At 69.0% G+C, this 15,432-nt stretch carries 14 protein-coding genes; 7 read left to right on the top strand and 7 right to left on the bottom strand.

Annotated elements, in window-relative coordinates; genetic code table 11:
- The first annotated feature begins 11 nt into the window (after positions 1–11).
- From uvrB to OG219_RS12410, 6 genes are all read left to right on the top strand, one after another.
- Complete coding sequence (uvrB, locus tag OG219_RS12435) at positions 12–2,141, top strand: excinuclease ABC subunit UvrB (RefSeq protein ID WP_266825847.1); 2,130 nt, start codon at positions 12–14, stop codon at positions 2,139–2,141.
- Positions 2,142–2,300: 159 nt separating this feature from the next.
- Positions 2,301–2,915: a TerD family protein gene (locus OG219_RS12430; RefSeq protein WP_266825845.1), complete on the top strand. Its 615-nt coding sequence runs from the start codon at positions 2,301–2,303 to the stop codon at positions 2,913–2,915.
- Between the two features lie 45 nt (positions 2,916–2,960).
- Positions 2,961–4,988 (top strand): TerD family protein, encoded by a 2,028-nt coding sequence (locus OG219_RS12425; RefSeq protein WP_266825843.1) that lies wholly within the window; start codon positions 2,961–2,963, stop codon positions 4,986–4,988.
- Positions 4,989–5,273: 285 nt separating this feature from the next.
- Positions 5,274–6,263: a TerC family protein gene (locus OG219_RS12420; protein WP_266825841.1), complete on the top strand. Its 990-nt coding sequence runs from the start codon at positions 5,274–5,276 to the stop codon at positions 6,261–6,263.
- A 128-nt stretch (positions 6,264–6,391) separates the two neighbouring features.
- Positions 6,392–6,694: a hypothetical protein gene (locus OG219_RS12415; protein ID WP_266825839.1), complete on the top strand. Its 303-nt coding sequence runs from the start codon at positions 6,392–6,394 to the stop codon at positions 6,692–6,694.
- 72 nt (positions 6,695–6,766) lie between these two features.
- Positions 6,767–7,867, top strand: coding sequence for a calcium:proton antiporter (locus tag OG219_RS12410; RefSeq protein ID WP_266825837.1), 1,101 nt, complete (start codon positions 6,767–6,769; stop codon positions 7,865–7,867).
- 65 nt (positions 7,868–7,932) lie between these two features.
- Here the strand turns inward: OG219_RS12410 and OG219_RS12405 are convergent, their stop codons facing one another.
- Complete coding sequence (locus OG219_RS12405; RefSeq protein WP_266825835.1) at positions 7,933–9,234, bottom strand: MFS transporter; 1,302 nt, start codon at positions 9,232–9,234, stop codon at positions 7,933–7,935.
- Between the two features lie 60 nt (positions 9,235–9,294).
- Positions 9,295–10,341, bottom strand: coding sequence for a S66 peptidase family protein (locus OG219_RS12400; RefSeq protein ID WP_266825833.1), 1,047 nt, complete (start codon positions 10,339–10,341; stop codon positions 9,295–9,297).
- 102 nt (positions 10,342–10,443) lie between these two features.
- Here OG219_RS12400 and aroQ point away from each other — a divergent pair, with 102 nt between their 5' ends.
- On the top strand, positions 10,444–10,917 hold the full coding sequence (gene aroQ / locus OG219_RS12395) for a type II 3-dehydroquinate dehydratase (protein ID WP_266825831.1): 474 nt from the start codon (positions 10,444–10,446) through the stop codon (positions 10,915–10,917).
- A 53-nt stretch (positions 10,918–10,970) separates the two neighbouring features.
- Here the strand turns inward: aroQ and OG219_RS12390 are convergent, their stop codons facing one another.
- The 5 genes from OG219_RS12390 to OG219_RS12370 all read right to left on the bottom strand — a co-directional run bounded on the left by OG219_RS12390 (position 10,971) and on the right by OG219_RS12370 (position 15,287).
- Positions 10,971–11,723, bottom strand: a complete 753-nt coding sequence (locus OG219_RS12390) for an amino acid ABC transporter ATP-binding protein (RefSeq protein ID WP_266825829.1) — start codon at positions 11,721–11,723, stop codon at positions 10,971–10,973.
- The gene (locus OG219_RS12385) at positions 11,720–12,622 is read right to left on the bottom strand and encodes an amino acid ABC transporter permease (RefSeq protein WP_266825827.1); all 903 of its coding nucleotides are present in this window, start codon (positions 12,620–12,622) and stop codon (positions 11,720–11,722) included. The genes OG219_RS12390 and OG219_RS12385 overlap by 4 nt, the downstream gene beginning before the upstream one ends.
- On the bottom strand, positions 12,619–13,497 hold the full coding sequence (locus tag OG219_RS12380; protein WP_266825825.1) for an ABC transporter substrate-binding protein: 879 nt from the start codon (positions 13,495–13,497) through the stop codon (positions 12,619–12,621). Before OG219_RS12380 ends, OG219_RS12385 begins: the two co-directional genes overlap by 4 nt.
- Before the next feature lie 437 nt (positions 13,498–13,934).
- Complete coding sequence (locus tag OG219_RS12375; protein ID WP_266825823.1) at positions 13,935–14,591, bottom strand: MBL fold metallo-hydrolase; 657 nt, start codon at positions 14,589–14,591, stop codon at positions 13,935–13,937.
- A 9-nt stretch (positions 14,592–14,600) separates the two neighbouring features.
- Positions 14,601–15,287, bottom strand: coding sequence for a maleylpyruvate isomerase family mycothiol-dependent enzyme (locus tag OG219_RS12370; RefSeq protein WP_266825821.1), 687 nt, complete (start codon positions 15,285–15,287; stop codon positions 14,601–14,603).
- Positions 15,288–15,432 lie beyond the last annotated feature (145 nt).

Here is a 15,432-nt window from a genome sequence, read left to right as displayed (position 1 = left end):
CGGTTGATTCCATGCGGCCCGTATCCAAGATCGAACGTTCGGTGGCGCCCTTCGAGGTCGTCAGCCCCTACCAGCCGAGCGGTGACCAACCGGCGGCCATCGCCGAGCTGGAAAAGCGCATCCGCGCAGGTGAGAAGGATGTCGTCCTGCTGGGTGCGACCGGCACCGGCAAGTCCGCCACCACCGCGTGGATGATCGAGAAGCTCCAGCGCCCCACGCTCGTCATGGCACCGAACAAGACCTTGGCCGCCCAGCTGGCCAACGAGTTCCGCGAGCTGCTGCCGAACAACGCCGTCGAGTACTTCGTCTCGTACTACGACTACTACCAGCCCGAGGCCTACGTCCCGCAGTCGGACACCTACATCGAGAAGGACTCCTCGGTCAACGAGGAGGTGGAGCGCCTGCGCCACTCCGCGACCAACTCGCTGCTCACCCGCCGCGACGTCATCGTGGTCGCCTCGGTCTCCTGCATCTACGGCCTCGGTACACCGCAGGAGTACGTGGACCGGATGGTCCAGCTCAAGGTCGGCGACGAGATCGACCGCGACGACCTGCTGCGCCGCTTCGTGGACATCCAGTACACGCGCAACGACGTGGCCTTCGCGCGAGGCACCTTCCGGGTCCGCGGCGACACCATCGAGATCTTCCCGGTCTACGAGGAGCTGGCCGTCCGCATCGAGATGTTCGGCGACGAGATCGAGGCCCTCTCCACGCTCCATCCGCTCACTGGCGAGGTCATCAGTGACGACACCTCGCTGCACGTCTTCCCGGCGTCCCACTACATCGCGGGTCCCGAGCGACTGGAGCGCGCCGCCAACGACATCGAGAAGGAGCTGGGGGAGCGCCTCTCCGAGCTGGAGAAGCAGAGCAAGCTCCTGGAGGCCCAGCGCCTGCGCATGCGTACGACGTACGACCTGGAGATGCTCCGCCAGATCGGCTCCTGCTCCGGCGTGGAGAACTACTCGATGCACTTCGACGGCCGCGAGCCCGGCTCCCCGCCGAACACGCTGATCGACTACTTCCCGGACGACTTCCTGCTCGTCCTCGACGAGTCGCACGTCACGGTCCCGCAGATCGGCGCCATGTACGAGGGCGACGCCTCCCGCAAGCGCACCCTCGTGGACCACGGTTTCCGGCTGCCCTCCGCGCTGGACAACCGTCCCCTGAAGTGGGAGGAGTTCCAGAAGCGCATCGGGCAGACGGTCTATCTGTCGGCGACCCCGGGGAAGTACGAACTCTCGCGGGGGGACGGCTTCGTCGAGCAGATCATCCGCCCCACCGGTCTCGTCGACCCCGAGGTCGTCGTCAAGCCCACCGAGGGCCAGATCGACGACCTGGTGCACGAGATCCGCAAGCGCACCGAGAAGGACGAGCGCGTCCTGGTCACCACGCTCACCAAGAAGATGGCCGAGGACCTCACCGACTACTTCCTGGAGCTCGGCATCCAGGTGCGCTATCTGCACAGCGACGTCGACACCCTGCGCCGAGTCGAGCTGCTGCGGGAACTGCGCGCGGGCGAGTTCGACGTCCTGGTCGGCATCAACCTCCTCCGTGAGGGCCTCGACCTGCCCGAGGTCTCCCTGGTGGCGATCCTCGACGCCGACAAGGAAGGGTTCCTGCGGTCGGGCACCTCCCTCATCCAGACCATCGGCCGTGCGGCGCGAAACGTGTCCGGCCAGGTCCACATGTACGCCGACAAGATCACCCCGGCGATGGAGAAGGCCATCGACGAGACCAACCGCCGCCGGGAGAAGCAGGTCGCCTACAACAAGGAGAGGGGCATCGACCCGCAGCCTCTCCGCAAGAAGATCAACGACATCGTTGCGCAGATCGCCCGCGAGGACGTCGACACCGAGCAGCTGCTCGGCTCGGGCTACCGCAAGGGGAGCGAGGGCAAGGGAGCCAAGGCCCCGGTGCCCGCGCTCGGCGGGAAGGCGGCCAAGTCCGCCAAGGGCAAGGGCAAGGAGACGGTTCCGACCGACCGTCCCGCGGCCGAACTCGCCGGGCAGATCGAGGAGATGACGGCGCGGATGCGTGCCGCGGCGGCCGATCTCCAGTTCGAGATCGCGGCTCGGCTGCGTGACGAGGTCTCCGAGATGAAGAAGGAGCTGCGGCAGATGAAGGAGGGCGGGCTCGCCTGACGCCCTTATACCGGTGCCGGACCCCGGCCTGTACGCACTGTGTTGCAAGACCGACACAAAGTGCGCCCCAGGGTTCGGCACTGTCAGTGCCGCTGCGTAGGGTTCTGGTCATCCGTGGACTCCGCGGAAACAGGGGACAGTTCGAGAGGGGATCAACGCGTGGTCGACGTATCCAAGGGCGGTACGCCCGGTGGGCCTGGCGTCAATCTGACCAAGGGTCAGGCCATCAGTCTGGAGAAGAAGGGCGGGGGCACCCTCACCGCGGTGCGGATGGGGCTCGGCTGGCAGGCGGCACCCCGGCGCGGCCTGTTCGGCTCGCGCACCCGGGAGATCGACCTCGACGCCTCCGCCGTGCTGTTCGCCGACAAGCAGCCTGTCGACGTCGTGTTCTTCCGTCACCTCGTCAGCGACGACGGCTCCGTGCGGCACACCGGTGACAACCTCGTCGGCGGTGCGGGTCAGGGGGGCGACGACGAGTCGATCCTCGTCGACCTGCAGCGCATCCCGGTCCACATCGACCAGATCGTCTTCACCGTGAACTCCTTCACGGGCCAGACGTTCCAGGAGGTGCAGAACGCGTTCTGCCGTCTGGTCGACGAGACCAACGGCCAGGAGCTCGCCCGCTACACGCTCGCAGGCGGTGGGCAGTACACGGCCCAGATCATGGCGAAGGTGCACCGGGCGGGTACGGGCTGGCAGATGACGGCCATCGGCACGCCGGCCAACGGCCGCACGTTCCAGGACCTGATGCCCGCGATCCTGCCGCAGCTGTAGGCAGCCCGGCGCGCAGCACACGAAGCGACATAGGGGGACAAGGCGATGACGGCCGAGCTGGTCCGGGGGCAGAACCATCCGCTCTCCCAGGTCCGTCTTGAGGTCCGCGTTTCGGCCGGCAAGCCGATCGTGGCCGGGGCCACGCTCAGCGATGAGCAGGGCAGGGTCCGCGGCGTCGAGTGGGTGGCCCACCCGGGCGCGCCCACTCTGCCCGGGCTCGAGGTCTCCAGGCAGGCGGCGGCCGACCACCGCCTCGCGTTCGACCTGGACGCCCTGTCGGAGGCGGTGCACCGGGTGAGTGTGCTGCTCGCGCTGCCTTCCGGGGTCGGCGGCCCGGTCCGGTTCGGAGCCGTCGCCGCCCCCTTCGTCGCGGTCACCGGGCTCGACGGCTCCGAGGTCGCCAGCTACACCGTCACCGGCCTGGACGCCGAGTCGGCCGTTGTAGCCCTGGAGCTCTACCGCAGACAGGACGCGTGGAAGGTCCGCGCGGTCGGCCAGGGATACGCGGGCGGTCTCGCCGAACTCCTCGCCGACCAGGGCCTGCCCGAAGCGCGGCAGCTCGCGGGCAGCATCAACGAGGCGGTGGCCCAGGGACTGGCCCGCTCGGTGGCGGCGCCCCCGCCCCGTACGCCGGACGCGGACCGTTCACGACAGGCGGCCACCTCGGCGACGGGAGGGGACCAGCCGTACGCGGGACCGCCCCAGGGCGCCTCCGGGAACGTATCGCCACCGCAGTCCCCGTACGACCAGCCCGGTGCGCAAGGCAACACCGCCCCGCAGGCGAACTACCCCGCGGGCGCTTCGCAGCCCGACTCGTCCGCCGTCACTCAGCCGTCCGCCCCCGTCGCCGGTGGCCCGATCAATTACAGCCACCCCGGCCGGCAGAACCCGGCGCCGCCTCCGCCCCCGCCGACCGCACCACCCGCACAGCCAGGGCAGCCCGCCCAGCCCGTCGCGGGCGACGCCACCGGCTGGTCCATGGAGGAGCGGCTCTACAACCAGGTGTGGGGCATGTTCGAGGACCTGGCCCGCACCACCGCCGCGTACCGCAGCGCCGTCGACTTCGCCGACTCGCGGATGGAGCAGGAGCTCGACAAGGTCCTGTCCGACCCGCGCAGCCGGATCGGCGGGCAGGGCGACGCCGCGCGCGAGGCGGCTCAGGCCAAGCACGCCCAGTTGGTGGACCAGGCCCGGGCCGCCCTCGACCGGGATCTCGCGCAGCTCGGTGCCGAGGCCGATGTCGTCGAGCCCGCGCTGCCCACCGCGTACGCGCGCTGGGACAACCCGGTCTGGCACGCCTACCGGGTGCCCATGGAGGTTCCGATGGCCCTGCGCCTGGGTGATCTCCGTCTGCCCGAGAGCGAGAGTCTGAGCATTCCGATGCTGGTCCGGCTGCCGTTGGAGCGCGGGCTGTGGATCGACAGCGGCCGCGCCGCCCTCGGCGACTCGCTCACCGACTCCGACGAACTGCGTCGCCTCGCCATGGACACGGCGGTGGCGCATGCCGGGCGCCTGCTCGCCGTCCATCCCGCGGGCGAGTTCACGGTGCACGTCATAGATCCGGCCGGTTCCGGCGCCACGTCCCTCACGCCGCTGGTGCGGTCGGGAGTGCTCGACGGCCAGCCCGCCGTCGGAGCCGCGGGGGTGGCCGACGTTCTGGCCCGGCTCACCCAGCGCGTCGACCTGGTGCAGATGGCGGTCCGCGGGGGAGCGGCCGACTCGCTGCCCCCGGACCTCGACACCGCTGAACAACTGCTGATCGTCAACGACTTCCCGCACGGTTTCGACGACCGCGCCGTGACCCAGCTGCGCTATCTCGCCGACGAGGGGCCCGCCGTGGGCGTCCACCTGATGATGGTGGCCGACCGGGAGGACGCCGAGGCCTACGGACCGCTGCTCGACCCGCTCTGGCGCTCGCTGCTGCGACTCACCCCGGTGCCCGACGACCACCTCGCCGACCCCTGGGTCGGGCATGCCTGGACGTACGAGCCCGCGCTCGTCCCACCGGGCAGTCAGGTGCTCCAGCAGGTCCTCACGCAGGTTGCGGCGGCCCGCCGTTCCTGGAACCGCTGAGCCCTTCAGGGGGTGTACCAAGGATCGGTAAAGTCCCCTGACCTGTGGACTTGGTCTTTCTTTTACTGATCTCTTTACCTTTCCTTGGTAGTTCGGGTACTGTTTTCCTCACGGAGGGGAGTACTCCCTATCTACTGCGGCGTACCCGTCAATACGGATCAGGCCAGATCCCGGGGCGTCGGTCCGCAGGCACCGGGCGCATCACGCGCCACGGCCGCCACGGGCGGAAGAGACCTCCAGCAGCGACGACGCTGAAATCTGCCGTTACGAACTGCCGGAGGCGCAGTGGATGTTTCCGTGACCCTATGGGTCCTGACGATCGCGGGCCTTGCCGCCCTCATCGCCGTCGACTTCTTCATCGGCCGCAAGCCGCATGACGTATCCATCAAGGAAGCCGGAATCTGGACGATCGTCTGGATCGCCCTGGCCGGAATGTTCGGGCTCGGACTGCTCGTCTTCTCCGGCGGCCAGCCCGCCGGAGAGTTCTTCGCCGGCTTCATCACCGAGAAATCGCTGAGCGTCGACAACCTCTTCGTCTTCGTCCTGATCATGGCGAAGTTCGCGGTGCCCACGCAGTACCAGCAGCGGGTGCTCCTCGTCGGTGTGCTCATAGCCCTGGTCCTGCGCGCGATATTCATCGCCGCCGGCGCCGCGGTCCTCGCGAACTTCGCGTGGGTCTTCTACATCTTCGGCGCGTTCCTCATCTACACCGCCTGGAAGCTGATCCAGGAGGCCCGGGCCGACGACGAGGACGAGGATTTCGAGGAGAACCGGCTGCTCAAGGCCGCTGAGCGACGCTTCGGCGTGGCCGACCGCTACCACGGCACCAAGCTGTGGATCCAGCAGAACGGCAAGCGCGTCATGACGCCGATGCTGGTCGTGATGCTCGCGATCGGCACCACCGACGTGCTCTTCGCACTGGACTCGATCCCCGCGATCTTCGGCCTGACCCAGGACCCGTACATCGTCTTCACGGCCAACGCGTTCGCGCTGATGGGTCTGCGACAGCTGTACTTCCTCATCGGCGGCCTGCTCAGGAAGCTGGTCCACCTCAGCTACGGCCTGTCGGTCATCCTCGGCTTCATCGGAGTCAAACTGGTGCTGCACGCGCTGCACGAGTCGGGGGTTCACGTCCCTGAGATCTCCATCCCGGTCTCCCTCGGCGTGATCTGCGCCGTCCTGGTCGTCACGACGATCACCAGCCTGATCGCCTCCAAGAAGCAGGCGGCGCGGGAAGAGACCGAGGGCGCTCCGAAGGACAGCATCGACGTCTGACCATCCCGGACGTAGGAACAACCATCCCCGGGAGCGGTACGCGGCGAATTGCCGAGCACCGCTCCCGGTGCTTGCTTGGGTCCTGAGCGCTCCCCGGCCAGGGGAGGCCCGGCCGGGTGGAGGCACCCATGAAGTTCGTGCAGATCATCGACTTCGAGACCGAGCGCATGGACGAGATGCGGGAACTGGTGGAGCAGGCGGCCCAGCGCGCCGCGGGCCGCACCGGCGGTCCCACACACCGTCTCGTCCTTCAGGACCGCAACGTGCCCAACCGCTATCTCGTGCTGATCGAGTTCGAGTCGCACGAGGACGCGATGCGCAACAGCAACGACCCGGAGACGACCAAGATGGCGGAACAACTGGCCGCGCTGTGTACCAGGCCGCCCTCCTTCACCGACTGCGACGTACGCGAGATGACCGAGCTGAAGTAACGGCCCGGTCCCGGGACAGGAGCCCCGCATCACCGGAATGCGGGGCTCCTGTCCGCCTGAAAGGATCACTGCATGATCGTTCGGTTCCGGTCACTCACGACGCAATGGACGTCCGTCGTACCCGTGATCGCGCTGGTCCTGCTGGCTTTCACCTGGGGGCGCGACCTGCCCGCCGCGGTCGTCGCGCTGGTGACGGTGGTTCTCGCCGGAGCGGTGCTGGCCGCCGTGCACCACGCCGAAGTGATTGCACACCGGGTCGGGGAACCCTTCGGCTCACTGGTCCTCGCCGTCGCCGTCACGATCATCGAGGTCGCCCTCATCGTCACCTTGATGGCGGACGGCGGCGACAAGAGCTCGACCCTGGCCCGCGACACGGTGTTCGCGGCCGTGATGATCACCTGCAACGGCATCGTCGGGGTGTGCCTCCTCGTAGCCTCACTGCGTCACGGCCTGGCGGTCTTCAACGCGGAGGGCACCGGGGCCGCCCTCGCGACCGTGGCGACGCTCGCCACGCTCAGCCTGGTGTTCCCTACCTTCACCACCAGCAAGCCGGGCCCGGAGTTCTCCACGGCCCAGCTCACCTTCGCCGCGCTCGCCTCGCTGGTCCTGTACGGCCTGTTCGTCACGACCCAGACCGTGCGCCACCGCGACTACTTCCTGCCGATCACCCGGCAGGGCGAGGTCATCAAGGCGGACGACCACGCCGACGCCCCGTCCGCCCGTACGGCCGGAATCAGCGTGGGCCTGCTCGGCGTGGCCCTCGTCGGCGTGGTCGGCCTCGCCAAGGGCGTGTCGCCCACCATCGAGTCCGGGGTCGAGGCGGCCGGTATGCCGCACTCCGTCGTCGGTGTGATCATCGCCCTGCTCGTGCTGCTCCCCGAGACCATCGCCGCACTGCGGTCGGCCCGCCGCGACCGTGTGCAGACCAGCCTCAACCTGGCTCTCGGCTCGGCGATGGCCAGCATCGGACTCACGATCCCGGCCGTCGCGCTGGCCTCCGTCTGGCTCTCCGGACCGCTCGTGCTCGGTCTCGGCTCCACCCACATGGTGCTGCTCGCGCTGACCGTGGTGGTCAGCTCCCTGACGGTGGTCCCCGGGCGCGCCACGCCGCTGCAGGGCGGTGTCCATCTGGTGCTGTTCGCGGCGTACTTGGAGCTGGCGATCAACCCCTAACGATGAACCCTTAGCGATCAACCCCTTAAAGCCCGTCGCCCGGTGGTTCGTGCCGCAAGTGGTCCTCACTCCGCGGCCGGCACGACCGCCAGCCGCGGCACCGGCCGTGTCTCCGGCAGCAGTGCGAAGCACCCCAGGCTGAGCAGTGCGATCCCCGTCAGATAGGCGGCCACACCCCAGGGCACGCCTTCTCCCTGGGCCACCGCCGTAGCCACGATCGGGGTGAGCGCGCCCCCGAGGACCCCGCCCAGGTTGTAGCCCACCGCCGCTCCGGTGCAGCGCACCCGGGGCTCGTACAACTCCGGCAGATACGCGGCGATGACGGCGAACATCGTGATGAACGAGATCAGCGCCACCAAGAAGCCGAGGAACATCAGCAGGGGTTCACCGGTCGACAGCAGCGCGATCATCGGGAACATCCACAACGCCGCGCCCGCGCAGCCCACCAGACACAGCGGCCGCCGTCCGTAGCGGTCACCGAGCAGCGCCATCAAGGGCGTCAGGGAGCCCTTCACCACCACGGCGGCCATGATGCAGGACAGCATGACGGTACGGCTCACCCCGAGCCGCTCGACGCCGTAGGCGAGCGCCCAGGTCGTCACCGCGTAGAACACCGCGTATCCGACCGCCAGGCCGCCGGCCGTCAGCAGCACCAACCGCCAGTGATCACGCACCACTTCGGCGAGCGGCACGCGCGCGTGGTCCCGCATCTCCAGGAACTGCGGGCTCTCCACCAGCGAACTGCGCAGCCACAGCCCCGCCGCCGCGAGCACCCCCGCCGCCCAGAACGGCACCCGCCACCCCCATGCCGCGAACTGTGCGTCGGACAGGGTCATGGACAGCACCAGCATCACGCCGTTGGCCAACACGAACCCCAGCGAAGGGCCGATCTGCGGGAAGCTCGACCACAGTCCGCGCCGCTCGGCGGGCGCGTGCTCGGCGGTCAGCAGCACCGCCCCGCCCCACTCCCCGCCGAGTCCGAGCCCCTGCAGGAAACGCAGCACCAGAAGGAGTACGGGAGCGGCCACACCGATCGTGTCGTACGTCGGTACGCAGCCGACGGCCACAGTCGCCGCGCCGGTCATGAGCAGTGAGGCGACCAGGACGGGCCGCCGTCCGTGCCGGTCCCCGATGTGCCCGAAGAGCACCGAGCCGAGCGGGCGTGCGACGAAGCCGACGCCGAACGTCGCGAAGGCCGCCAGTGTCCCCGCCAGTGGAGAGAACGTCGGGAAGAACAGCGGCCCGAGGACCAGCGCGGCCGCGGTGCCGTAGACGAAGAAGTCGTAGAACTCGATGGCCGTCCCGGCGAGCGAGGCGGCCGCGAGCCGGAGCATGGAAGGTGTCTTAACTGTGTGTACGTCTTGCATGCCGCGTCAACTACCCACGGTGATCGGCGGTTACGGGGGCGTGCGGAGGCTCGTTCCGTGTCAGTAGGTGACCGTGATGCGCCGGGCCGGCCCGTCGACGCGGATGGTGCCTCCATAGGGGATGACGATCTGCGGATCGGTGTGACCGAAGTCCACATCGAGGACGACCAGCATGTTGGGCGCATATATGTCGATGGCTCGGAGCACCGCCTCGTGCTGCTCCCGTACGTAACGGGCTCTGGCATCGGCGTCGTTGGGCTGCTCGAACGACCACGCCTTGGGGCGGCCCATCAGGAGCGCCGCGAAGCGTTGCAGCAGACCGCGCTCGCCCATGCTGCGCAGGATCCAGAAGACGTCGCTCGCTCTCGGCATGTCCTCCGAGGTCTCCAGGAACAGCACATGACCGTCGTACACGGAAGGATCACGGGCGATCTCGCGGTCCGCCATCAACAGCCAGGACAGGATCTCGACGTTGCCGCCCCAGGAACGGCCCTCGACGACGCGGTCCGGGCGATGCCAGGTCCAGCCCCCGCCCGGTTCCGTCGGCGGCTCGGATTCGAAGGTCGCCGGGTCCTCCCAGGGGCTGTTGACCTCACCGAATCGGTCGGCAGCGCGCAGCTCGTACGGCCCGGAGGTGAACAGCGCTGCCCGCAGCGACTCGGCGGTCAACGGGTCCATGGCACCGGGGCGACCGAGCTCGCACATCACCGATCCGCCGTGGTAGCCGACGATTCCGGTGTTCCACAGGTACGCGAGGAGGTTGGTGTTGTCGCTGTACCCGAAGAACGGCTTCGGGTTCGCGCGGATCAACTCCCGGTCCAGCAAGGGCAGCACGGTGATCTGGTCGTCACCGCCGATGGAGGAGATGACGGCCTTGACCGTCGGGTCGGCGAACGCCGCGTGGATGTCGTCGGCACGCTCCTGAGGTGTCGAGCCCATCTTCCGGGTCGCCGGATACTCGACCGGTTCGAGGCCGTACTCCTTGCGCAACCTCTCCAGCCCCAGCTCGTACGGAAGCGGGAGGAGCCCGGGGAGTCCGGAGGACGGCGAGATGACCGCTACCTGGTCGCCCGGCGAGGGCTTGGGAGGGTACGAGGGCGTCGTCATGACGGGAGGGTAAGGGGCGGTACCGCGTTGGCGCACCGTGATAAACCGGGTCTGAGCAGCGGTCCTCAAAGGACCGGCAGACCTGGAAGGACCGGAGGAACTGTGCCCCGCACACTCGCCAACGCCCCGATCATGATCCTCAACGGGCCCAACCTGAACCTTCTCGGGCAGCGCCAGCCGGAGATCTACGGCTCGGACACGCTCGCCGAGGTCGAGGCCATCTGCGCCAAGGCGGCGGCCGTGCACGGCGGCACGGTGGACTTCCGCCAGTCCAACCACGAGGGCGAGTTGGTGGACTGGATCCACGAGGCACGCCTGAACCACGCCGGGATCGTGATCAACCCGGCCGCCTACTCGCACACCTCCGTCGCGATCCTGGATGCCCTCAACACCTGCGACGGCCTTCCGGTGGTGGAGGTCCACATCTCCAACATCCACCAGCGCGAGGAGTTCCGGCACCACTCGTACGTCTCCCTCCGCGCCGACGGAGTGATCGCGGGATGCGGTGTGCAGGGGTACGCCTTCGCGGTGGAGCGGGTCGCGGCGCTCGCGGGGACGGGGCGGACGGAGGCCTGACGGCGTGGGGTGGACGGAGATCCGCCGGATGCGGGGCGCGCGACCGCCGTGTGTCAGAGCCGCCCCGCCTCCACGATGCGCCGCAGGAAGCGCTGCGTCCGCTCCTGCTGCGGGTTCCCGAAGAGCTCCTCGGCCGTGCCGCGTTCAAGGACCACGCCGCCGTCGAGGAAGCAGACCTGGTCCGCGATCTCGCGGGCGAAGCCCATTTCGTGCGTGGCCAGGACCATGGTCATGCCGTCGTCCTTCAAGTCCCGGACGACGGTGAGCACTTCGCCCACGAGCTCCGGGTCGAGGGCGGCGGTGATCTCGTCCAGGAGCAGCAGCCGCGGGCGTACGGCCAGTGCGCGGACGATCGCCGCCCGTTGCTGCTGGCCACCGCTCAGCCGGTCCGGATACTCGCCCGCCTTGGCGCCGAGTCCGAGCCGGTCGAGCAGCTCACGGGCGTGCGCCTCCGCCTCCGCGCGGCTCACGCCGTGCACACGGCGCGGAGCGAGGGTGATGTTCTCCAGGACGGTCATGTGCGGAAAGAGGTTGTACGCCTGGAAGACCACGCCGATCCGGCGGCGTACCGCGTCCTGGTCGGCTCGTGGATGGGTGATCTCCTCGTCGTCCAGCCAGATCGCTCCGTCGTCGATGTCCTCAAGGAGGTTGGCGCAGCGAAGCAGGGTGGACTTGCCGGAGCCGGAGGCGCCGATCAGGGCGGTCACCGTGTGCGGGGCGACTTCGAGGTCGACGTCCCGCAGTACGACCGACTCACCGAAGGTCTTGCGGACGGACTCCATGCGCAGAACCGGAGCGGCGGTCATATGGTCCCTCCCTGTGCCCGCTGACGGTCCATCCGGGCCGTGACCCAGTCCGTGAAGCGGGTCATCGGGATGGTCAGTGCGACGAAGACCAGTCCCGCGACGATGTACGGCGTGTAGTTGAGGCTGCGGCCCACGATGATGTCCGCGGCGCGCACCGCGTCGACGGCGCCGCCGATCGAGACGAGTCCGGTGTCCTTCTGGAGGGACACCAGGTCGTTGAGGAGGGGCGGCACTTGGCGGCGTACGGCTTGGGGGAGTACGACGAACCGCAGCGACTGCCGGTTGGTGAGGCCGAGCGAGCGGGCCGCGGCGCGTTGCGAGGGGTGGATGGATTCGATGCCCGCGCGGAACACCTCGGCGACGTAGGCCGAGTACGTGAGCGTGAGCGCCGTACCGCCCAGCAGGATCGGGTCCACCGTGACGCCCTGGAGCCGCAGCGCGGGGACGCCCAGGACCACGATCATCAGGTTGATGATCAACGGGAGACCGCGGAAGAAGTCGGTGTACGCGGCGGCCAGCGCCCGCAGCGGGAAGAAGACCGGCCCGCGCAGGGTACGGGCGATGGCGATCAGCATGCCGAGGACGAGCACCGCGGCACCGCAGATCAGGAGCAGGCGGACGTTGAGCCACAGCCCTTCCAGGACCTTGGGGAACGCCTCGCGCGCGTACTGCGCGTTGAAGAACGTCTCCTTGGTGCGTGGCCAGCCGGGCGCGTTGACGACGACGAGGTACAGGACGACGCCGGTGATCAGGGTGGAGAGCGCCGCGATCGCGGTGGCGCGGCGGGAGCGGGTGCGCTTGTAGCGCTCCCGCTCGATCCGCCGCTGCGACGGGACGTACGCCTCGCGCATGTCCCCTTCGCCGGATTCGCTGCCGGGCTCGTCCTTCACGACCGTCACTTGAGTACGGGAGCGTCGACGGCGTCGGACAGCCACTGCTTCTCGATCGAGGCCAGCGTGCCGTCCTCGCGCAGGGTGTCCACCGCATCGGTCACGCACGAGGTCAGCGCGCTGCCCTTGTCGAGAACGAGCCCGAACTGCTCGGGCGTGCCACCGATGTTCTCGAACTGTCCGACGATCTTCGCGTCCGTCACCTCGGCCGCGGTGATGTAGAAGGCGGTCGGCAGGTCGACCACGATGGCGTCGACCTGGCCGTTCTTCAGCGCGGACTTGGCCTGGTCGTTCTTCGCGTACGCGGCCGGGGCCTCGGTCGGCTTCACGACGTCGTTGATGTAGTCGAGGCTGGTGGTGCCGACCTGGGCGCCCAGCTTCACGTCCTTGAGGTCCGCGATGCTCGTCGCCTTCGCCGCCTTGGAGTCCTTCAGCGCGATGACGGCCTGCCGGACGTCGTAGTAGCCGGACGAGAAGTCCACGGCCTTCTTGCGCTCGGCGCTGATCGACACCTGGTTGATGTCGAAGTCGAAGGTCTTCTCACCGGGCGCGAAGGCCTTGTTGAAGGGGACGCTCTGCCAGACGACGTCGCTCTCGGCGTAGCCCAGCTGCTTCGCCACGGCGTACGCGACCGCCGACTCGTAGCCCTCGCCGTTGGCCGGCTTGTCGTCCTTGAACCACGGCTCGTACGCGGGTTCGTCGGTCGCGATCGTCAGCTTGCCCGACGTCTCGGTGGCCAACTTGCCCTTGTCGCAGGCGTTCGCGGAGGGCGATGCGTCCGCGTTGTCCTCGGGCTGCGGGGCGCAGCCCACGGCGACGACGGCGAGCAGGGCGACGGTGGCGGCGGACGCGGTGCGGCGCAAGGCGCGTTGGGCGAGAGGCATGGCGGGAGAGTGACAGTGCGGCGTCCTCTTTGTCGAGGTCACAAGCACAACTGTCCGCATAGTGGGAACGGGTGTTGCGTTCTTGTGAACGCACGCTAGAAGGTCCGCCGAGCGTCCCGTTGAGACCCTTCGCCGGGGCCGCCGGCCGAGGGCGGGGATCGATAGGCCGGCGGCCCATCCGCGCAGGAGCCGTCATCCTGCACGGGGCTGCACCCATTGGACTGCGCCGGGGCGTACACCGGGAGCGCGCGCGTGGCACCGGCGCGTGTGCTCGGTTCACACGGGGCGCGTGATTACGAAGCGCGTGGGGGCGCGTGTGTGTGGCTCACGCGCGGGCGTACGCCCGACTGGCGTGCGCGGGGCAAGTGCGCGCGATGTGCGCTGGGCGCATACGCCCGGACTCGCGCCCCGAATCAGGGTTCACCACCCTGCGGGGTTCACCACCCCCGCGCGCGCCACTCCGGCAGATGGGGCCGCTCCGCGCCCAGTGTCGTGTCGTTGCCGTGGCCCGGGTAGACCCAGGCCTCGTCGGACAGCGCATCGAAGATCTTCGTCTCGACGTCGTGGATGAGGCTGGCGAACGCCGCCGGGTCCTTGCGTGTGTTGCCCACACCGCCCGGGAAGAGGCAGTCCCCCGTGAACACATGCGGATGCCCGTGCGGGTCGTCGTAGACGAGCGCGATCGAGCCCGGCGTGTGCCCCACCAGGTGGCGCGCGGTGAGTTCCACGCGCCCCACCCGGATCGTGTCGCCGTCCTGGACCGGGACATCGGTCGGCACCGGGATGCCGTCGACGTCGTCGCGGCCCGCGTAGGTGCGGGCGCCCGTCGACGCCACGACCTCGGCGAGTGCCTGCCAGTGGTCGCCGTGCTGGTGGGTGGTGACCACGGACGCGATGCCGTCGTCGCCGATCAGCGTGAGCAGGGTCGAGGCGTCGTTGGCCGCGTCGATCAGGAGTTGCTCGTCGGTCGCCCGGCAGCGCAGCAGATAGGCGTTGTTGTCCATCGGGCCGACCGCGACCTTGGAGATCATCAGGTCCTGCAACTCGTGCACATCGGCAGGGCCGCCGACCTTCACCGCTCCGCTGTACGTCATGTCGGCAGCCTATAGCGGCGGGAGGGCGGGGAGCGGGCCGCCGTCGGCGGTCAGCGCCGAACCGCCGCGGCGCCCGGCGAGCCAGCCGAGCAGGTCCGCCCGGCGGCCGGTGACGGTGATCGGTTCTCCCTCGCGGCGGCCGGAGGGAATCAGGCGGCCGTCGTCCTCCTCGATCACGAACGCGGGTACGTCGGGGTGGCCCCGGAATCGGTCCGCAAGGAAGTCGATCTCGCGCTGAGTGAACTCCTCGGGGAGGTCCTCCAGCTCGTACCCGCTGCCCAGATCCACATGGTGCAGCTCGACCTCGACCCACCGCCGGAACGGAACCCTGGACGCGGAGTCCGTGACCCCGTTGCGCAGCTCCACGGTGCGGGACCAGTCCGCGGGCACGGCGCCGGCCTCCTGGAAACGCTCGGCGCTCTCACGCACGTCTGTGAGCTGCACGTTCAGGGGGCGTGGGGCGTCCCGTTCGATCTCGGAGTCGCGGGCCTCCCCGGAGACGTACATGGGCCGTCCGGCGAGGACGTTCACCAGAGCGTCCGCGTTGCGGGCGAGGTGGGCGAGGACATGGCCGCGGCTCCAGCCGGGAAGCCGTGACGGCTCGGCCGCGGAAACGTTGTCCAGTTTGGCTGCTGCGGTGAGCAGCCGTTCGGTTGCGTCACGTACAGACGCCAGGTCACGCACATGATCGTTCATGGGCTCGACGATAGCCCCGCCACACGTTCGGGTGAAGGCCGTTGACCAGCCCCGCAAATCGAATGCACGTGCTATAGGCTCGGGCGCGGCGTCGGGCATGCTGGATGGCCCGGGATTGTTGTGAACCAGGGAAACCGACCCGGCG

Source organism: Streptomyces sp. NBC_00038 (assembly GCF_026343635.1).
GTDB lineage: Bacteria > Actinomycetota > Actinomycetes > Streptomycetales > Streptomycetaceae > Streptomyces.
This window is presented reverse-complemented; position numbering and strand designations above follow the sequence as displayed.